Genomic DNA, 18901 nt, shown 5'->3' with positions numbered 1-18901 from the left:
GGGACCGGCGTGGGTTACGGAGCGAGCGCCGGGATGACCTCGGAGCCGTACGCGTCGATCGTGGACTCCTTGGCGTCGTGCATCGCGTACACCGCGAACTGGTCCACGCCCATGTCCCGGAGCCGCCGCAGCTTCTCGACGTGGGCCTCGGCCGGGCCCAGGAGGCAGAAGCGGTCGACGATCTCGTCGGGGACGAAGTCGGTGGAGGGGTTCCCGGCGCGCCCGTGGTGGCTGTAGTCGTAGCCGTGCCGGTTCTTGATGTACGCGGTCAGCTCCTCCGGGACCATGGACGAGTGCTCGCCGTACTTGGCGACCAGGTCGGCGACGTGGTTGCCGACCATGCCGCCGAACCAGCGGCACTGCTCGCGGGCGTGGGCGAGGTCGTCGCCGACGTACGCGGGGGCGGCGACGCAGATCGTGAGGGCGTCGGGGTCGCGGCCCGCGTCGGTGGCGGCCTGCCGGACGGCCTTGACCATCCACTCGGTGAGGAAGGGGTCGGCGAGCTGGAGGATGAAGCCGTCGGCCTTCTGCCCGGCGAGGGCGAGGGCCTTGGGGCCGTAGGCCGCCATCCACACCGGCAGCTTGCCGTTCTTGATCCAGGGGATGCGGATCGGACTGCCGTCGACCTCGGCCTCGCGGCCCTCCGCCAGGTCGCGGATGACGTCGATGGCCTCGCCCAGGCGGGCCAGGGTGTTCGGCCTGCGGCCGGCGACGCGCATGGCGGAGTCGCCGCGGCCGATGCCGCACACCGTCCGGTTGCCGTACATGTCGTTGAGGGTGGCGAAGGTGGAGGCGGTGACCTCCCAGGTGCGGGTGCCCGGGTTGGTGACCATGGGGCCGACGTGGAGCTTGGTGGTGTGCTCCAGGATCCGGCTGTAGACGACGAAGGGTTCCTGCCACAGCACGGCGGAGTCGAAGGTCCAGCCGTAGCGGAAGCCGTTGCGTTCCGCCCGGCGCATCAGCCCGACGACCTGCGAGGCGGGCGGGTCGGTCTGCAGGACGAGTCCGAAGTCCAAGGCGCGGTCTCCTAGTTCAGGTATTGACAGGTGGAGCGGGGGGTGAAGACCCCGTGCCCGGCGCGGCCGACGTACGTGCGCCGGTCGATGACGGGCTCGCCGCGCGAGAGGACCGTCTCGACCTGCCCGGTGACGGTCCTCCCCTCGTACGCCGAGTAGTCGACGTTCATGTGATGGGTCTCGGCCGAAATCACCTGCGTGGCGTGCGGGTCGTAGATGACGACGTCGGCGTCGGCGCCCGGCGCGAGCGTGCCCTTCTTCGGGTAGAGGCCGAACATCCGGGCCGGGGCGGCGCAGGCGATCTCGATCCAGCGGCGCCGGGAGATGCGCCCGTCGACGACGGCCTGGTGGAGGAGGTCCATGCGGTTCTCCACCCCGGGAAGGCCGTTGGGGATCTTGGAGAAGTCACCGCGGCCGAGCTCCTTCTGCCCGGTGAAGCAGAAGGGGCAGTGGTCGGTGGAGACCACCTGGAGGTCGTTCGTCCGCAGGCCCCGCCACAGCGCCGCCTGGTGCTCCTTGGGCCGCAGGGGCGTGCTGCACACGTACTTGGCGCCCTCGAAGTCCGGCTCCGCGAGGTTGTCGGTGGAGAGGAAGAGGTACTGGGGGCAGGTCTCGCCGAAGACGGGGAGGCCCTTGTCCCGGGCGGCGGCCAGCTCGGCCACCGCCTCCTCGGCCGACACGTGCACGACGTAGAGCGGGGCGCCGGCCACCCGGGCGAGCTGGATCGCGCGGTGGGTGGCCTCCGCCTCCAGGAGGGCCTTGCGGACCTCGCCGTGGTACCGGGGGTCGGTCTCGCCGCGGGCGAGGGCCTGTTCGACGAGGACGTCGATGGCGATGCCGTTCTCGGCGTGCATCATGATCAGCCCGCCGTTCTCGGCGGAGCGCTGCATGGCGCGCAGGATCTGGCCGTCGTCGCTGTAGAAGACGCCGGGGTAGGCCATGAAGAGCTTGAAGGAGGAGATCCCCTCCTGGACCAGCTTGTCCATCTCCTTGAGCGTGTGCTCGTTGACGTCGGAGAGGATCATGTGGAAGCCGTAGTCGATCGCGCAGACGCCGTCGGCCTTGGCGTACCAGGCGTCGAGCCCCTCGCGCAGGCCGTGGCCCACGGTCTGGACGGCGAAGTCGACGATGGTGGTGGTGCCGCCCCAGGCGGCGGCGCGGGTGCCGGTCTCGAAGGTGTCGGAGGCGAAGGTGCCGCCGAAGGGCAGCTCCATGTGGGTGTGGGCGTCGACGCCGCCCGGGATGACGTAGCGGTCGGTGGCGTCGACGGTCCGGTCGGCGGTCCAGCCCGCCGCCGCGTCCGAGCCGTGGGCCGCGAGGGCGGCCACGCGGCCGTCCTCGATCAGCACGTCGGCGTGGACCTCGTCGGCGGCGGTGACGACCAGGCCGCCCCGGATGAGGGTACGGGTGCTCACGGGACTCTCCCTGTCGCTGGGTCGGAACTACGGGGCGGCCGGCGGGGGCTACAGGGTCCTGAGGGCCGCTTCCAGCAGGGCGGCGCCTTCCTCGGCCTCGGCGACCGTGAGGGAGAGCGGCGGGGCGATGCGCAGGGTGCTGGTGTCGTGCCCGCCGCCCTTGCCGATGAGCAGGCCGTTCTCGCGGGCCGCCTCCAGGACGGCGGCGGCCGCCTCGGGGTTCGCGCGGTCGGTGCCGGGTTCGGTGAGCTCGATGCCGATCATGAGGCCCCGGCCGCGCACCTCCCGTACGGCGGGGACGCCGGCGCAGGCGGCCCTGATCCGCTCGATCAGGAGTCCGCCGACCCGGCGCGCGTTGCCCTGGAGGTCGTGCTCCAGGAGGTACGAGAGGTTGGCGAGCCCGGCGGCCATGGTGACGGGCGAACCGCCGAAGGTGGAGATGGAGTTGGCGTCGAGGCAGTTCATGACCTCGGCGCGGGCGACGACCCCGCCGACCGACATGCCGTTGCCGATGCCCTTGGCGAAGGTGAGGATGTCGGGCGGTCCGGCCTGGCCGTGGGCCTGCCAGCCCCAGAAGTGCTCGCCGGTGCGGCCCCAGCCGGTCTGCACCTCGTCCGCGATCCACAGGATGCCGTGCCGGTCGAGGACGCGGCGGAAGGCGGCGTACAGGCCGTCGGGCGGGGAGGTGAAGCCGCCGACGCCCTGGATCGGCTCCGCGATGAGGGCGGCGACGTTCCGGGTGTGCCCGAGGAGGTCTTCGAGGTCGGCGACGCAGGCCTCGGTGAACCGCTCGTCGTCGTACTCGGCGTAGGGGCCGCGGGTGCGGACGCCGCCGTGGACGTAGAGCGTCTGGAGCGGGGAGAGTCCGGTGGGCGACCAGGCGCGGTTGCCGGTGATGCCGACGGTGGAGAAGGAGCGCCCGTGGTAGCTGTTGCGCATCGCCAGGATCTGGTTCGAGCCGCGGTACGCGGTGGCCAGGAGGAGGGCGGTGTCGTTGGCCTCGGTGCCGGAGGTGGTGAAGAAGACGCGGGCGTCGGGGATGCCGGAGAGCCCGGCGATCCGCTCGGCCAGTTCCACCATGGGCCGGTTGAGGTAGAGCGTCGAGGAGTGGATGATCCGCCCGGCCTGCTCCGCGACGGCCTTGGTGACCTCGGGCAGGGCGTGGGCGGTCATGGTGGTGAGGATGCCGCCGAAGAAGTCGAGGTACCTGCGCCCCTCGGCGTCCCAGACGTGGCGGCCCTCGCCGTGGGTGATCTCCAGGGGGTCGCGGTAGTAGAGGGCGACCCAGTCGGGGATGACGGCCCGGTGCCGGTCGTAGAGGTCGTTCACGGCTTCACCAGCCCGTCGTACGCGTCGGGGCGGCGGTCCCGGTAGAAGGCCCACTGCTGCCGGACCTGCTCGATGAGGCCGAAGTCGAGGTCGCGGACGACCAGTTCCTCGGCCTTGTCGGAGGCGACGTCGCCGACGAAGCGGCCGCGCGGGTCGACGAAGTAGCTGGTGCCGTAGAAGTCGTTGTCGCCGTACTCCTCGACGCCGACGCGGTTGATCGCGGCGACGAAGTACTCGTTGGCGACGGCGGCGGCCGGCTGCTCCAGCTGCCAGAGGTGGGCGGAGAGGCCCCGGTGGGTGGCGGACGGGTTGTAGACCAACTGGGCTCCGTTGAGACCCAGTTCGCGCCAGCCCTCCGGGAAGTGGCGGTCGTAGCAGATGTAGACGCCGACCTTGCCGACGGCGGTGTCGAAGACCGGCCAGCCGACGTTGCCCGGGCGGAAGTAGTACTTCTCCCAGAAGCCCTTGACCTGGGGGATGTGGTGCTTGCGGTACTTGCCGAGGTAGCTGCCGTCGGCGTCGATCACGGCGGCGGTGTTGTAGTAGAAGCCCTCGCCCTCGACCTCGAAGACGGGGACCACGATCACCATCCCGGTCTCGCGGGCGAGGTCCCGCATCCGGCTGACGGTCGGCCCGTCGGGCACGGGCTCGGCCCAGCGGTAGTGCTCGGCCTCCTGCACCTGGCAGAAGTAGGGGGCGTTGAACACCTCCTGGAAGCCGATCACCTTCGCGCCCTGCCGGGCGGCCTCCCGGGCGTGTTCCTCGTGTTTGGCGATCATGGATTCGGTGTCGCCGGTCCAGGATGCCTGGACGAGCGCGGCGCGTACGACGTCGGTCATGAGCTGCTCCTTCGGCACGGCGTCAGAGAGCCTCTACGCACGTAGACGCGGTGCGTAGGAGGAGAACGTAAGCCCCGTCACACCCCGGAGCAAGACCGCCGCAGTGAACCGACCGGGTCGATCATGTTTCATACCCGAGTGGTCCACATCGGACACGTACCGACACGTGCGGAGGCGTACGGGTACGCCCATCGGTCCACTCCGTGCCCGGCTCCGGCGCCCGTGACGCCTCAGACGCCCGCCAGGCCCGCCACGCGGAGGGCGTGGAGGAGGTCGCGCTCGCGGGAGGCGGACACCGCGCGGGCCGCGTCGAGGAGTTGGGGGACGAGTCCGCGCGGGTCGGCGCCCGCGAGGCGGGCCGCGTCCTCGGGGGCGCGGACCCGGACGAAGGCGGTCAGGAGGGCGTGGGCCTCGCGGTGGTGCTCCTCGGCGCGCAGGGCGGCGCAGGCCCCGGCCAGCTCCTCGACCGGGCGGGCCACGCCCTGGCGCAGGAGCTGCTCGCAGTCGGCCGTCCGGCCCGCGTCCGCGAGGACGCCGGCGACGGCGGCGAGCCGGTCGGGCGGCAGCGAGGCCGCCTCCCAGAGCAGGGTGGACCAGTCGGCGCCGAGTCCGGCCCGGTGCAGTTCGTCGGCGAGCGCGGGCAGCCGGGCGGGCGGGCCGCCGAGCGCCTCGCAGAGCAGGGCGTGGGCCTCGCCGCTGCGGCCCCGGGCGCGGAGCCTCCGCAGGGCGTAGACGGCGTTCGCGGCGGCACGGGCGGCCTCGACGGGGTCCTCCCACGGGCCCCCGGCGGGCCGCCCGGCCGGCCCCTCGGGCCCGGCGCCGCCGAAGCGGGCGCCCCGGGGCGCCGCGCCCGTCTCCGGGAGCACGGGTACGGGCACGGCCACCGCCTCTCCCGCCTCGTCGCCCTCCTCCAGCCAGGCGTACCGGGCGCCCCGGGGACGACGCCCGGCCTTCACGGCCCGGCCCGGCTTCGCGGGCGGGGCCGGAGCGGGGTCCGCCGGAGCATGGCCCACCGGAGCAAGGTCCGCCGGAGCACGACCTGCCGGAGCGAGGCCCGTCGGGGCCCGGCCGTCCGGCACCGGCCCCCGCCCCCGCTCCCCCGCCCCCGCCAGCCGTGCCGTCAGTTCCGCGACCCGGGCGGCGGCGCGGGCGTGGTCGTCGCGGGTCCAGGCGAGGTCGCGCTCCAGGCGGGCGGCCTCCTCGGGGTCGGGCCCCGGGACCGCGCGGAGCCGTTCGTCGAGCGCGCGGGCGCGGGACTCGGCGTACCGGCGTTCGCGCTCCATGAGCTCCCGGCGTTCGGCGAGCGCCGCCGCCGCGCCGGGCCGGCGGTCGTGGGCGCCCGCGGCCGCCGCGTACAGCGCGCTGCCCCGGAGCGCGAAGGGTCCGCCGACGGCCTCCCCGGCGTCCTGGAGCAGGGACGAGACGACGTCCCAGGGCAGGAGTTCCGTACCGTCGAGACAGGCGCGCAGGCCCTCCGGGTCGCGTGCGGCGAAGACCCCGTACCAGCCGGCGTCCGGCCGGAGGCGGGCCTTGAGACCCGCCAGCCAGTGGGTGAACTCGGCGACTTCCGCCGGTTGTTGAGTCACCGTCATGCGTTACGCACCTGCCCCGCAGTCGACTGGAACCGTACGGTCCGCGGGTATTGGACCGCAGTCGTGTTACGGGACGACTACGGACCGTTTTCGTGCGGGTGGCCGCCCCCTCAGGGGAAGCGCACGACGATCCCGGTGTGCGGGCGCTTGCCGAGCCGGAAGACCGTGGCCGGCACGTCGATGAACCAGAACTGCCAGGTGTACTTGCGCAGGAGCAGCTTCCGGACGCGGCGCAGCTCCTCCCCCGTCACGAGGCGGGCCTCGCCGGTCACGCGCGCGGCACCCTCGGGGACGTTGCCGCGCACGTCGCAGACGGCGGCCTCGACCCGCGGGTCGTTCCGCAGCCGCTTGACCTTCCAGGAGTCGGTGCGGGTCCAGGCGTACAGCTCGGACCCCTCCACCGCGTACCAGACGGGCGTCGCGACCCCCGTGCCGTTCTTCCGGAAGGTGGTCAGGCTGACGTAGCGGCCGCGCCGCAGTTCCTCGGGAATCATGCCCGGAGCCTAAGCCCGGGGGCATCCGGCCGCTCAGACGGGGACCGGGACGCAGTGCGCCACCAGCTCGTCCATGGAGAGGTCGAGGACTCCGGCGAGGGCCGCGACGGTGAAGAAGGCCGGGGTCGGGGCCCGGCCGGTCTCGATCTTGCGGAGGGTCTCGGCGGAGAGGCCGGCGGCCGCGGCGATCTCGGCCATGGACCGCTCGCCGCGCGCCGCGCGCAGCAGCAGGCCGAGCCGCTCGCCGCGCTCGCGCTCTTCGGGGGTCAGGGGTGTGCGCACCATGGGGACCATTCTAATACCGGTATAGTAATTGGCATGGTGGAGATCAAGACGAACGAGTCCCTGGCGGCCATGCGCGAGGCCGGCCGGGTGGTGGCCCGTGCCCTGGCGGCCGTGCGGGAGAAGGCGGCGCCCGGGGTCCGGCCGACGGAGCTCGACCGGGTCGCGCGCGAGGTGCTGGACGCGGCGGGCGCCGCCTCGCCCTTCCTCGGCTACCGCCCGGAGTGGGCGCCGGTGCCGTTCCCGGCGGTGGTGTGCGTCTCGGTGAACGACGCGATCGTGCACGGCATCCCGGACGACACCCCGCTCGCGCCGGGCGACCTGGTGTCGGCGGACTGCGGGGCGCTGCTCGGCGGCTGGGCGGGCGACGCGGCCGTCAGCTTCACGGTCGGCCGGGCCCGGCCGGAGGACGCGCGGCTGATCGCCACGGCGGAGGAGGCCCTGGAGGCCGGCATCGCGGCGGCCGTCGTCGGCAACAGGATCGGGGACGTCGCGCACGCGATCGGCCGGGTCTGCCGGGCCGCCGGGTACGGCATCCCGGACGGCTTCGGCGGGCACGGCATCGGCCGCACCATGCACGAGGACCCGGGCGTCCCCAACGAGGGACGCCCGGGCCGGGGCATGAAGCTGCGCCACGGGATGACGCTCGCGATCGAGCCGATGCTCGTCGGCGGCGGCACGGACGACTACTACACGGCGCGGGACGGCTGGACGATGCGCACGCTCGACGGCTCGCGCGCCGCCCACGCCGAGCACACGGTGGCGATCACGGACGGCGGCCCGCGCGTCCTGACGGCGCTGTAGCCGCCGCCGGTCACCGTCCCGCCGGCCGGACCACCATCGCGGAGCCGCCGCCCCGGCGGGCCTTCTCCGCGGCGGCCACCCAGCGGCCGTCCGGCAGGCGCTGGACGCCGGTGGCCGCGCCGATCTCCGGGTTCTGCCGGAAGCCGTGCCCGATCGCCTCAAGGTCGGCCCGGACGGGGCTGTTCCACAGGCCGGGTTCGAGTTCGGTGGTGGCCTGGTTGCGCTGGCTGGCGCGCGGCGCGGCGATCGCCTCGACCAGCGGCAGGCCCCGGTCCACGACCCCGGTGAGGGTCTGGAGGACGGTGGTGATGATGGTCGCGCCGCCCGGCGAGCCCAGCGCGAGGACGGGCCGGTCGTGCCGGTCGAGGACGATCGTCGGGGAGATCGAGGAGCGCGGCCGCTTGCCGGGGCCGGGCAGGTTCGGGTCGTGCACGGCCGGGTTCGCCGGGGCGAAGGAGAAGTCGGTCAGCTCGTTGTTGAGCAGGAAACCCCGGCCGGGCACGGTGATCCCGCTGCCGCCGGTGGACTCGATGGTGAGGGTGTACGCGACGACGTTGCCCCACCTGTCGGCCACGGTCAGGTGGGTGGTGTTCTCGCCCTCGTACGGCGTCGGGGCGGCGGTCCCGCCGGGAGCGCACGGCGCCGGGTCGCGCGGGTCGCCGGGCGCGAGCGGGCTGGTCAGGACGGCGTCGTCGCGGATCAGGCAGGCCCGGGAGTCCGCGAACCGCTGCGAGAGCAGGCCGCGCGTCGGCACGGACTCGAAGGCCGGGTCGCCGACCCAGCGGCCCCGGTCGGCGAAGGCGATGCGGCTCGCCTCGATGAACCGGTGCAGATAGCGGGCCTGCGGGGCGCGGGAGAGGTCGGTGCCCTCCAGGATGTTGAGCGCCTCGCCGACACTGGTGCCGCCGGAGGAGGAGGGCGCCATGCCGTAGACGTCGAGCCCCCGGTACGCGACCTTCGTCGGCGCGCGGAACACGGTCCGGTACGCGGCGAGGTCGCGCTCCGTCAGATCGCCGGGGCGGACGTTCCGGGTGGCGCCGGGGCGGACGGGGGGCGTGCGGACGGTGTTGACGATGTCCCGGGCGAGCGGCCCCTTGTAGAGCGCGCCGACGCCCTCGCGGCCCAGCTTCTCGTACGTACGGGCCAGGTCGGGGTTCTTGAAGCGGGAGCCGACCACGGGCAGCTGCCCGTCGGGCAGGAAGAGGTCGGCGCTGGCCGGGAAGTCGCGGAAGCGGGCCTCGTTGGCGGCCGTCTGGGAGCGGAAGGTCCCGTCGACGGTGAAGCCCTCGCGGGCGAGCCGCTCGGCGGGTTCGAGGAGGGTGGAGAGCCGTTTGCTGCCCCAGGCGTCGAGGGCGGACCGCCAGGTCGCCGGGGTGCCGGGGGTGCCGACGCCGCGCCCGCTGGTCATGCCCTCCTCGAAGGGGATGGGGACGCCGTTCTCCGTGAAGAGGTCCGGGCCGGCGGAGCGGGGCGCGGTCTCGCGTCCGTCGACGGTGTGCACGGAGCGGCTCTTCGCGTCGTAGTACACGAAGTAGCCGCCGCCCCCGATGCCGGCCGAGTAGGGCTCGGTGACGCCGAGCGCGGCGGCGACGGCGACGGCGGCGTCGACCGCGTTGCCGCCCTCGCGGAGGATCTCGATCCCGGCGGCCGAGGCGTCGGCGTCGACGCTGGCGACGGCGCCGCCGTATCCGGTCGCGACGGGCTCCTTGACGGGTGGTTCCAGCGGCGCCGTCGGCGGCGCGGCGGCTCCCATCGAGAACACCGTCGCCGTGACGGCGAGAACGGAGACCTTGCCAGCGGCGGAGCGACGCATTCGTACCTCCAGTCAACAACCGTCCGCGCAGCGTAACTTCCTCCGTCCCCTTCCGTCAGGAACGCCTCGAACGGGACCTCGAACGGGACCTCGAACAGTGGGCCGAACGGCCGCTAGCATGCGCGCCCATGAACGAAGACGTGCGCAACATCGTGCTCGGGGTGCTCGCCACCGGTGTCAGTGCCTCCCTCGGATGGATCGGCCGTACGTACGGGTGGCGGCGCAGGCTCCGTCGCAAGCAGGCGTTCTTCGGCCTCCCCAGCGGCTCGGAGTGCCTGCTCGTGGTGAACAGGGAGTCCGGCGGGGACAACGTGGTGCACCGCTACGACGTCTTCGCGCTGCTCGAACTCTCCGCGCTCGTCAAGGACTGCGGCGCGCGGGCCCGCATCCTGCCGCACGACCGGGCCCACCAGGGCTTCGGCGACCGCACCGAGTTCTGCGTCGGCGGGCCGTACTCGAACAGGCGCATGGCCGCGCACCTGGCCACCCTGCTGCCGGGCGTGAAGATGAACGTGGACGTCGAGCCGCCCGAACTGCGGGGCTCGGTCACGATCGGCGGCGAGCGGCACCTCATGGAGAAGGGGCTGTCGGAGTACGTGATCCTGGCCCGGCTCACGGCCGGGGAGGGTCACCGTCCGGTCTTCCTCTTCTGCGGCCAGCGGGCGATCACCAACCAGGCGGCGACCCGCTATCTGGCCCGCCACCACGAGGACCTGGCCCGCCGTCACCGCGACGGCTCGTTCGTGCTGCTCCTGAAAGTGGTCAACTCGGAGGCGTACGGCCCCGACGTGGTGGAGCTGGTGGCCGACGTGACGCGTGCGGCCCGTACGGCTCCCCCGGCGCCCGAGCCCTCCGCCGCCGAACCGGCGGCGACGGCCTGACCGGAGGGGTCCGAGGAGGTGAAGACGTCACCATCATGACAGCTCAGAGGCGTTTTTCGTAGGACCGAACGCACAGTTCGCGAGCCTTGTCCGGCCCCTCCCCCGGATCCCAGAATCGCCGTCATGAATCACTCCGGGAACATCAGTCAGAACATCGATCAGGACACGGTCCTGCGGGCGAGGACGATGCTGCTCGGATCGGGGCGGCTCGGCCTGCCCCAGGAGGTCGAGGCGTACCGGGTCCTCGCGAAGGTGAGCCCGGCGGCGTATCTGCCGAAGCTCGTCCGAGCGCTGGCCTCGTACGGGTACGAGGTGGGACGCAGGCGCGGTCCGGAGCGGGAACTGGTGCTGTACGCGGAGGCCGTGGACGCGGCCCGCCGCATCGGCGCCGACCACCCGAGGAGGGCGGTCCTGCTCATCGGCGCCCTGAGGGACTACGAACGCACGCTCTTCGAGCTGGGGCGGCGGGCCGAGGGGCGCGCGGTGTGCGAGGAGGTGGCCGAGGCCGGGCGGATCGCCTTCGAACGCGGGCAGGTGGCGTACCCGGCGTACGGAGGCGACCGGCTGGTGGTCGTGCTGGCCGAGGAGGGGCGCCACGGGGAGGCGGCGGACCTCCTGGCGCGGGACGCCGGCGCGGAGCCGGAGGTCTCCTTCTGGTCGGCGGTCGAGCGGACGGCGGAACTGGAGGCGGCCGGCCGGCACGAGGAGGCGGTGGCGGTCTTCACGGAACTCCTGGACGACACGCGGTGGAAGACGGAGACCGACTCCGCCGCGTTGGCCAACCTGGTGTGGGAACTCGTCCACCGCTCCCGGATGCTGGACGCCGCCGGACGGCACGGGGAGGCCGGTGCGGACCGGCGGGAGGCCCTGGCGGTCCTCGACCGGCTCGCGGAGTCCGGCGAGCCCAGGAGCTGGAGCAACATCCTCTCCTGGTGGACGACCCTGTACGCCCTGTCGGCCCGGGCGGTGGAGCCGCCCGCGTCGCCGGAGGCCCCGGCACCGGCGTTCGGCGCCCATCTCCACCACTGGTCGCGGGACACGCGGAAGGCCTACTTCGACGGCATCGCCGCCCTGGAGGCCGAGGCCGCGCGCCTGTCGGCGGCGGGGCACCCCGCCGAACTCACGGCCGTGCACCACCGGCTGACCGTGCGGTCCGCCCTCTTCCACGAGAACCGCACCCATCGGATCGAGGAGCCGCTCCGGCCGCTCTTCGACGAGGAGGTGGCGCTCGCCCGGCGTGCGGCGGAAGGACTCCCCCGGGCCCTGACCGACCGGGCGATGTTCCTCGTCGCGGCCAAGCGGTACGGACAGGCCCGTGCGGACTTCGCGGAGGCCGTGGACCCGCTCGACGGCGCCGACTGGACGCCAATCGTTACCCCCACGTAACTTACCGGGGAGTTACCTCGGGTAAGAACCTGCGGTTACCGTCGGGTCACTTTCACTGCCCCCCATCGCCGACCACCCATCGGCGCCCCCAGTGAGGAGTGCCCCGTGCGCACATCCCTGGTCCTCGCCGTCTCGGCCGCACTCGTGGCCGGGACGGCCCTCGGGCTCGCCCCCGCCGCCCAGGCCGTGGAGACCGCCGACCCGGCCGGCATCCGCTTCGTCGACATCGCGGGAGAGGGCGGCACCGTCCTCAAGGCGAACGTCATCGCCCCCGCCGGGACCGCCGGCGCCCGCCACCCCCTGATCGTGCTGCCCACCAGCTGGGCCATGCCCCAGATCGAGTACCTCGCCCAGGCGCGGAAGCTCGCCGACTCCGGCTACGTCGTGGTGAGTTACAACTCGCGCGGCTTCTGGCAGTCCGGCGGGGAGATCGAGACCGCGGGCCCCAAGGACGTCGCCGACGCCTCCAAGGTGATCGACTGGGCCCTGGCCAACACCGCCGCCGACCCCGACCGGGTGGGCATGGGAGGCGTCTCGTACGGCGCCGGGATCAGCCTGCTCGCCGCCGCGCACGACCCGAGGGTCAAGGCCGTCGCCGCGCTCAGCGGCTGGGCCGACCTCATCGAGTCCATCTACAGCGGCCGGACCCAGCACCTCCAGGCCGCCGCCCTGCTCGGCGGCGCCGGGGCCCTCACCGGCCGCCCGGGCCCCGAACTGAAGCAGATCCTGGGCGACTTCCTCTCCTCGAACCTGGCCAAGGAGGAGGACATGATCGCCTGGGGCCGCACGCGCTCCCCGGTGACCTACCTGGACCGCGTCAACGCCAACGGCACCGCGATCATGCTCGGCAACGCCTGGGGCGACACCATCTTCCCGCCCAACCAGTACGCGAGCTTCTACGAGAAGCTCACCGGCCCCAAGCGCCTGGAGTTCCGCCCCGGCGACCACGCCACCGCCGAGCTCACCGGCCTCTTCGGTCTGCCCAACGACACCTGGACCAACGCCCGGCGCTGGTTCGACCGTTACCTCAAGGGCGCCGACAACGGCATCGACCGCGAGCAGCCCGTCCAGCTCAAGTCCCGGTCGACCGGCGGCTACGAGGGCTATCCGGACTGGAAGTCCGTGCACGCGAACCAGCGCAGGTTCGACCTCGGCGGCACCCAGCGGCTGTGGGCGAACGTCGACTCGGGCGCGAACGGCGGGGTCACCCTGCTCACCAACGCCCTGGACCAGTTCCTCCGCATCCCGCCCGTCGTCTCCGTCCCTCTCCTCCCCCGCGCCTTCGCCGGCGTCTGGCAGTCCGAGCGGTACGACGCCCCGCAGCGGGTGCGCGGCACGGTGAGGGTGCACACCACGGTCGCCTCCACGAAGGAGAGCGGCACCCTCGTCGCGTACCTCTACGACGTCGGCCCGCTCGGCGTCGGCAAGCTGGTGACCAACGCCCCGTACACCTTCCACGGCAAGGCCCCCGGGCAGCCGTTCGCCGTCGACCTGGAGCTGTTCTCCACGGCGTACGACGTGCCCGCCGGGCACCGGCTGGCGCTGGTCGTCGACACCGTCGACCCGCTCTACATCGAGCACAACCCGGCCGGCGCGCAGCTGACCTTCTCCTCCCCGGCCGCCGACCCGTCGTACGTGTCGGTGCCGCTGCGGAAGGAGTGATCTCCGGCTGCCGCCGGGCGGGTGCGGCCCGTGCCCGCTACCGCCCTCCCGGCGGCGGCCCTCCCGGTCCGGCCGGAGCGACGTCCGCGGCCTTCGTCCTCGGGTCGCGGCGCTCCCTGCGGGCCACCCAGGTGGCGAACCAGGAGAGCAGCATGCACATCCCGATGTAGATCGGCGAGATGACGAGCACGACGGGGATGAACGGCAGGTCGTAGTCGAGGTTGGACGCGATCAGCTTGCCCGCGTGCAGGAACTCCTCGTAGGTGATGAGGAACCCGAGCGAGGTGTCCTTCAGGGCCACCACGAGCTGGCTGATGATGGCGGGCAGCATCGCGCGGACGGCCTGGGGCACCAGGACGTACGTCATCACCTGCGTCTTGCGCATGCCGAGCGCGTACGCCGCCTCGCCCTGGCCGCGCGCCACGGAGTGGACGCCGGTGCGGAAGACCTCGGCGAGCACGGAGCCGTTGTAGAGGGTCAGTCCGGTGACCAGGGCGGGCAGCGGCTGCACCTTCAGCGCCACGAAGACGAAGAAGATCATCACGAGGACGGGCATCGCGCGGAAGAACTCCACGAAGAGGGTGGAGACCCAGCGCAGGACGCGGTGTTCGGAGAGGCGGCCGCAGGCCAGGACGGCGCCGAGGGCGAGCGAGAGGACCGACGCGCAGGCGAAGGCCTTCAGGGTGTTGCCGAGGCCCCTGAGCAGCAGTTCCTGGATGCCCTCGTAGAGGAAGGGCGACCACTTGGCGGAGGTGAACTGCTCGGTGTCGAAGAGGAGGTAGAGGATCCAGCCGGCCAGGGCGAGGAGCACGGCGGTGGAGACGAGGCCGTAGAGGAGGTGGCGCCGCCGGGCACCCGGCCCGGGGACGTCGTAGAGGGCGGTGGACTCGGTGGTCATCGGGCGACTCCCCAGCGCTTCTCCATGACGTGGAAGAGGGCGCTGATGGTGAGGGTGATGATCAGGTATCCGACGGCGATCCAGACGAAGGTCCAGACGATGTTGTAGCCGAGCTCGCTCAGGGTCTTGTAGGTGCCGAGGAGTTCGGTGACGCTGAACGCCCCCGCGATCGCCGAGTTCTTGGCGAGGGCGATCAGGGTCGAGCCGATGGGCGGGATGACGGTGCGGAAGGCCTGCGGCAGGACGACGGCGCCGAGGGTCTGGGCGAAGGTCATGCCCAGGCTGCGGGCCGCCTCGCCCTGGCCGCGCGGCACGGTGTTGATGCCGGAGCGCAGCACCTCGCAGACGAAGGCCGAGGTGTAGCAGCCGAGGGCGAGGACCGCGAACAGCTCGAAGGGCAGGACGATTCCGAAGCGGGGCAGTCCCAGCATGACCGCGAAGAAGAGCAGGGTCAGCGGGGTGTTGCGCAGCACGGTCACCCAGACCGTGCCGAAGACCCGGAGGGAGCCGACGGGCGCGACCCGGAAGGAGGCCATGACGAAGCCCAGGACGAGGGCGAGCGCCGAGGCGTAGACGGTGAGTTCGACGGTGCCGAGGAACCCCTTTCCGTAGAGCGAGAAGTTGTCGGTCAGGACGTCCATGTCGGAGGCTCCTGCGGATCAGCCCGCGGGGTAGCGGTCGATGGCGGGCGGCGGCGGGGCGGGGACTCCGGAGAGGCCGAGGGTGGCGTCGTACGCCTTCTTCCAGTCGCCGTTCTTCTCGTGGGCGGCGAGGGCGTCGTCCAGGGCGAACCGCAGGGCGTTGTCGCCGCGCGGGACGCCGATGCCGTAGGGCTCCTCCGAGAACGGCTTCCCGACCACCTTGAGCTCGTCGGGGACCTTGGCGGCGTAGCCGAGCAGGATCGTGTCGTCGGTGGTGACCGCGTCGACCTGGTAGGTCAGCAGGTTGTCCACACAGACGGAGTACGTGTCGTAGGCAACGAGTTCGGCCTCCGGGTGGTCCTTCTCGATGCGCTGGTACGGGGTGGAGCCCGCGGCCGAGCAGACCCGCTTGCCGGCCAGGTCCTGGGGGCCCCGGATGTCCTTCTCGTCGGCGCGGACCAGGAGGGACTGGCCGGCCAGGTAGTAGGGCCCGGCGAAGCCGACGAGCTTCTTGCGGTTGTCGTTGATGGTGTACGTGCCGACGTAGTAGTCGATCTGGCCGTTCTGCAGGGCGGTCTCGCGGTTGGCGGAGGCGATCGTGCGGAACTCGACGCGGGCCGGGTCGAAGCCGAGGGAGGCGGCCATCATCTTGGCGATCTCGATGTCGAAGCCGGAGTAGCGGCCGGTGGCGGGGTCCTTCTCGCCCATGTAGGGCTGGTCCTCCTTGACGCCGACGACGAGCCGGCCGCGCTTCTTCGCCCGCTCCCAGGTGGGCGAGTCGGGCAGGGTGAAGTCCGACCGCACCTGGTAGACGGGGAGTTGGCCGGGCTTCGGGCCCTTGACGGGCGGGCTGCCCTCCCGGCCGCAGCCGCCGAGCGCCGCCGCGAGGGCGAGCAGCAGGGCGAGCGCGGCCAGGGTCCGGTGCGTACGCTGCATGGTTCCCGTCCGGTCAGTGCGTGAGGATCTTGGAGAGGAAGTCCTTGGCGCGTTCGCTGCGCGGGGCGGTGAAGAACTCCTCCGGCGCGCGGTCCTCGACGATCCGGCCGTCGGCCATGAAGACGACCCGGTGGGCGGCGGAGCGCGCGAAGCCCATCTCGTGGGTGACGACCACCATCGTCATGCCGTCCCGGGCCAGTTGCCGCATGACCTCCAGGACCTCGTTGATCATCTCGGGGTCGAGGGCCGAGGTCGGCTCGTCGAAGAGCATCACCTTCGGATCCATGGCGAGGGCGCGGGCGATGGCCACGCGCTGCTGCTGGCCCCCGGAGAGCTGCGCCGGGTACTTGTCGGCGTGCCCGGCGAGTCCGACCCGGGCGAGGAGTTCGCGCGAACGCCGGTCGGCCTCCTCCTTCTTGCGCCCGCGGACCTTGGTCTGCGCGAGGGAGACGTTGGCGAGGACGGTCTTGTGCCCGAAGAGGTTGAAGGACTGGAAGACCATGCCGACCTCGGCCCGGAGCCGGGCGAGCGCCCTGCCCTCCTCGGGGAGCGGCTGTCCGTCGACGAGGATCTCGCCCGACTCGACGCTCTCCAGCCGGTTGATCGCCCGGCAGAGGGTGGACTTGCCGGAGCCGGAGGGGCCGATGACGACGACCACCTCGCCGCGGCCGACGGTGAGGTCGATGGACTGGAGGACGTGCAGGGCGCCGAAGTGCTTGTTGACGCCACGCAGTTCGATCAGCGGATCGACGACGGCCATACGCTGCCCTGCCCCATTTCTCAGCGGTGTCGCGGTCCCCGCAAAATATCCACCGAAAAAAGGACTTCAGGGACGACACGCACGAAACAGGTATTAGCCGTATTTACTGCGGAAGAGGGGCGGCCGACAGGCGTACGCGTCAGTACTCGGCGGCCTCCGCGTACACCTGGGAGAGCTGCGGAGCGCCCGTCATCGCCCAGTCGAGACCGGCCTCGACGACCTGGATCTCCCGGCCGGAGGCGAGCTGCACCACCGGGCCACCACCGGGGCGCATCTGCCAGCGGGCCGCCGGGACGTTGCGGACGATCACCGTGCCGAGGTAAAGCCCGGCGTCGTTCCCGAACCAGGGCAGCTCCTCCGGGTCGTCCCGCCAGCGGGGCGGCAGCTGGTCGAGCTCCTGGAGCGAGCGGGGGCTGTCGTCGAGCACCACCCCGGCCTCCTCGACCCGGTCGCGCAGCAGCTCGCACTCGGCGAACAGCTCGGCCATCCCGTCCGGGGCGCGGTCGAAGGCGGCGGCCGGCGGGGAGTCCGGAGGGTCGGGATGGTGCCGCTTGCGCCAGCTGTCCAGAAACGGGATGTTCATCCGAACAGCCTCGCACCGACACCTCCCGGTCCACCACTCGGCGCGCGGAGATCGTTACCGGCCCCGGTCCGCCGGACAGTCGCCGGGGGTGTCCGGCACTCCTAGACGTCCAGGTCGACGACGACGGGCGCGTGGTCCGAGGCGCCCTTGCCCTTGCGCTCCTCGCGGTCCACGTAGCTGTCCGTGACCACGTCGGCGAAGGGCTTGTTGCCGTAGACCAGGTCGATGCGCATGCCCTTGTTCTTCGGGAAGCCGAGCTGGCGGTAGTCCCAGTACGTGAAGGGGTGGTCGTACTTGAGGGGGCGCGGGACCACGTCGCGCAGACCGGCCTCGCGCAGGCCCGCGAGCGCGGCCCGCTCCGGCTCCGTCACGTGCGTGGCGCCCTCGAAGACGGTGATGTCCCAGACGTCCTCGTCGGCCGGCGCGATGTTGTAGTCGCCGAGGACCGCGAAGGGGCGGTCCCCCGCCGCGTCCTCCGCGACGGCCGCCCTGAGCGCCTCCAGCCAGCGCAGCTTGTAGGCGTAGTGCTCGTGGGCGACCTCGCGGCCGTTCGGCACGTACACCGACCAGACGCGGACCGGGCCGCAGGTCGCGGAGACCGCCCGGGGCTCCTGCGCCCCGTCGTACTCCGGGCCGCCGGGCAGGCCCGTGACCACGTCGTCGAGGCCGACCCGGGAGAGCAGCGCGACGCCGTTCCACCGTCCGGTGGCGTTGACCGCCGACTCGTAGCCCAGTTCGCGCAGTTCCTCGGCGGGGAACTGCTCGGCGGTGCACTTGGTCTCCTGGATGCACAGCACGTCGGTGCCGCTGCTCTCCAGCCAGGCCAGGAGACGGGGCAGCCGGGCGGTGATCGAGTTGACGTTCCAGGTCGCGATGCGCATGGGCGCAAGCCTACTGGCGGGCACCGACAACGGCCGGTCCTCCGGGGCCGTCTCAGACGTCGGCGGAGCTCCCGGGGGCGAGCCGGGAGTGGTCGGTGCCGCCGAGCTCCCCGATCTGGCGGTCGTAGATCGGCCGGGCGAGGTCGGTGAGCAGGGCGTCGTGGATGTCGTACGCCCGGCGCGGCTTCAGCTCGCGCACGTAGTCGATGACCTCGGAGATCTTGTTCCAGGGGGCCATGACGGGCAGCAGCAGGGTGTCGACCGGGTGGTCGGGCACGGTGAGCGCGTCGCCGGGGTGGAACACGGAGCCGTCGACGAGGTAGCCCACGTTGGTGATGCGCGGGATGTCGGGGTGGATCACCGCGTGCAGCTCGCCGTGCACCTGGACGTCGAACCCGGCGGCCGTGAAGGCGTCGCCGTGGCCGACGGTGTGCACCCGGCCGGGGAAGGCCGCCGCGATCCGCTCGGCGACGCTGCGCAGCGTCCACACCTCGGCGGCCGGGTTCGCCTCCAGGGCGGCCCGCAGCCGGCCCTCGTCGAAGTGGTCGGGGTGCTCGTGGGTGACGAGCAGCGCGTCGGCCCCGAGAGCGGCGTCCTCCTCGGTGAACCCGCCGGGGTCGAGGACGAGCGTCCGCCCGTCCTTCTCCAGCCGGACGCAGGCGTGGGACTTCTTCGTCAGCTTCACGGAA

The 18901-nt window shown here is 72.5% G+C and carries 19 protein-coding genes; 4 read left to right on the top strand and 15 right to left on the bottom strand.

Annotated elements, in window-relative coordinates; all coding sequences use genetic code 11:
- Window positions 1-14 precede the first annotated feature (14 nt).
- From AB0398_RS11190 to AB0398_RS11160, 7 genes are all read right to left on the bottom strand, one after another.
- Complete coding sequence (locus tag AB0398_RS11190) at window positions 15-1016, bottom strand: TIGR03842 family LLM class F420-dependent oxidoreductase (protein WP_366373872.1); 1002 nt, start codon at window positions 1014-1016, stop codon at window positions 15-17.
- 11 nt (window positions 1017-1027) lie between these two features.
- Window positions 1028-2431, bottom strand: a complete 1404-nt coding sequence (gene hydA, locus AB0398_RS11185; protein WP_366373871.1) for a dihydropyrimidinase — start codon at window positions 2429-2431, stop codon at window positions 1028-1030.
- 48 nt (window positions 2432-2479) lie between these two features.
- On the bottom strand, window positions 2480-3760 hold the full coding sequence (locus tag AB0398_RS11180; protein WP_366373869.1) for an aspartate aminotransferase family protein: 1281 nt from the start codon (window positions 3758-3760) through the stop codon (window positions 2480-2482).
- Window positions 3757-4599 carry a nitrilase-related carbon-nitrogen hydrolase gene (locus tag AB0398_RS11175; RefSeq protein WP_366373868.1) on the bottom strand — a complete coding sequence of 281 codons (843 nt, stop codon included), beginning with the start codon at window positions 4597-4599 and terminating at the stop codon, window positions 3757-3759. The genes AB0398_RS11180 and AB0398_RS11175 overlap by 4 nt, the downstream gene beginning before the upstream one ends.
- Before the next feature lie 230 nt (window positions 4600-4829).
- Window positions 4830-6191, bottom strand: coding sequence for a UL36 very large tegument protein (locus tag AB0398_RS11170; RefSeq protein WP_366373866.1), 1362 nt, complete (start codon window positions 6189-6191; stop codon window positions 4830-4832).
- 110 nt (window positions 6192-6301) lie between these two features.
- A complete protein-coding gene (locus AB0398_RS11165; protein WP_351969263.1) occupies window positions 6302-6685 on the bottom strand; it encodes a PPOX class F420-dependent oxidoreductase in 384 nt (127 codons plus the stop codon).
- A gap of 33 nt (window positions 6686-6718) precedes the next feature.
- Window positions 6719-6970, bottom strand: a complete 252-nt coding sequence (locus AB0398_RS11160) for a helix-turn-helix transcriptional regulator (RefSeq protein ID WP_121833151.1) — start codon at window positions 6968-6970, stop codon at window positions 6719-6721.
- Window positions 6971-7003: 33 nt separating this feature from the next.
- Here AB0398_RS11160 and map point away from each other — a divergent pair, with 33 nt between their 5' ends.
- Window positions 7004-7771 (top strand): type I methionyl aminopeptidase, encoded by a 768-nt coding sequence (gene map / locus AB0398_RS11155; protein ID WP_366373863.1) that lies wholly within the window; start codon window positions 7004-7006, stop codon window positions 7769-7771.
- 10 nt (window positions 7772-7781) lie between these two features.
- Here the strand turns inward: map and ggt are convergent, their stop codons facing one another.
- Complete coding sequence (gene ggt, locus AB0398_RS11150; protein ID WP_366373861.1) at window positions 7782-9584, bottom strand: gamma-glutamyltransferase; 1803 nt, start codon at window positions 9582-9584, stop codon at window positions 7782-7784.
- Between the two features lie 128 nt (window positions 9585-9712).
- On the opposite strand from ggt, the gene AB0398_RS11145 reads away from it, so the two are divergent.
- From AB0398_RS11145 to AB0398_RS11135, 3 genes are all read left to right on the top strand, one after another.
- Window positions 9713-10465, top strand: a complete 753-nt coding sequence (locus AB0398_RS11145) for a hypothetical protein (protein WP_366373859.1) — start codon at window positions 9713-9715, stop codon at window positions 10463-10465.
- A gap of 123 nt (window positions 10466-10588) precedes the next feature.
- On the top strand, window positions 10589-11851 hold the full coding sequence (locus AB0398_RS11140; protein WP_366373857.1) for a hypothetical protein: 1263 nt from the start codon (window positions 10589-10591) through the stop codon (window positions 11849-11851).
- A gap of 105 nt (window positions 11852-11956) precedes the next feature.
- The gene (locus tag AB0398_RS11135; RefSeq protein WP_366373855.1) at window positions 11957-13513 is read left to right on the top strand and encodes an alpha/beta fold hydrolase; all 1557 of its coding nucleotides are present in this window, start codon (window positions 11957-11959) and stop codon (window positions 13511-13513) included.
- A 37-nt stretch (window positions 13514-13550) separates the two neighbouring features.
- Here the strand turns inward: AB0398_RS11135 and AB0398_RS11130 are convergent, their stop codons facing one another.
- From AB0398_RS11130 to AB0398_RS11100, 7 genes are all read right to left on the bottom strand, one after another.
- Entirely contained in the window at window positions 13551-14411 is an 861-nt protein-coding gene (locus AB0398_RS11130) for an amino acid ABC transporter permease (RefSeq protein WP_366373853.1), read from the bottom strand.
- Complete coding sequence (locus AB0398_RS11125) at window positions 14408-15052, bottom strand: amino acid ABC transporter permease (protein ID WP_366373851.1); 645 nt, start codon at window positions 15050-15052, stop codon at window positions 14408-14410. The genes AB0398_RS11130 and AB0398_RS11125 overlap by 4 nt, the downstream gene beginning before the upstream one ends.
- Before the next feature lie 18 nt (window positions 15053-15070).
- Window positions 15071-15988, bottom strand: a complete 918-nt coding sequence (locus AB0398_RS11120) for a glutamate ABC transporter substrate-binding protein (protein ID WP_366373849.1) — start codon at window positions 15986-15988, stop codon at window positions 15071-15073.
- A 13-nt stretch (window positions 15989-16001) separates the two neighbouring features.
- Window positions 16002-16748, bottom strand: a complete 747-nt coding sequence (locus AB0398_RS11115) for an amino acid ABC transporter ATP-binding protein (protein ID WP_366373847.1) — start codon at window positions 16746-16748, stop codon at window positions 16002-16004.
- Window positions 16749-16887: 139 nt separating this feature from the next.
- Window positions 16888-17331: a DUF6278 family protein gene (locus AB0398_RS11110; RefSeq protein ID WP_366373845.1), complete on the bottom strand. Its 444-nt coding sequence runs from the start codon at window positions 17329-17331 to the stop codon at window positions 16888-16890.
- Between the two features lie 101 nt (window positions 17332-17432).
- Complete coding sequence (locus AB0398_RS11105; protein ID WP_366373843.1) at window positions 17433-18212, bottom strand: exodeoxyribonuclease III; 780 nt, start codon at window positions 18210-18212, stop codon at window positions 17433-17435.
- A 52-nt stretch (window positions 18213-18264) separates the two neighbouring features.
- Window positions 18265-18897, bottom strand: coding sequence for an MBL fold metallo-hydrolase (locus AB0398_RS11100; protein WP_366373841.1), 633 nt, complete (start codon window positions 18895-18897; stop codon window positions 18265-18267).
- Window positions 18898-18901: the final 4 nt, after the last annotated feature.

The sequence above is a fragment of the Streptomyces sp. NPDC086147 genome (assembly GCF_040702165.1).
GTDB lineage: Bacteria > Actinomycetota > Actinomycetes > Streptomycetales > Streptomycetaceae > Streptomyces.
This window is presented reverse-complemented; position numbering and strand designations above follow the sequence as displayed.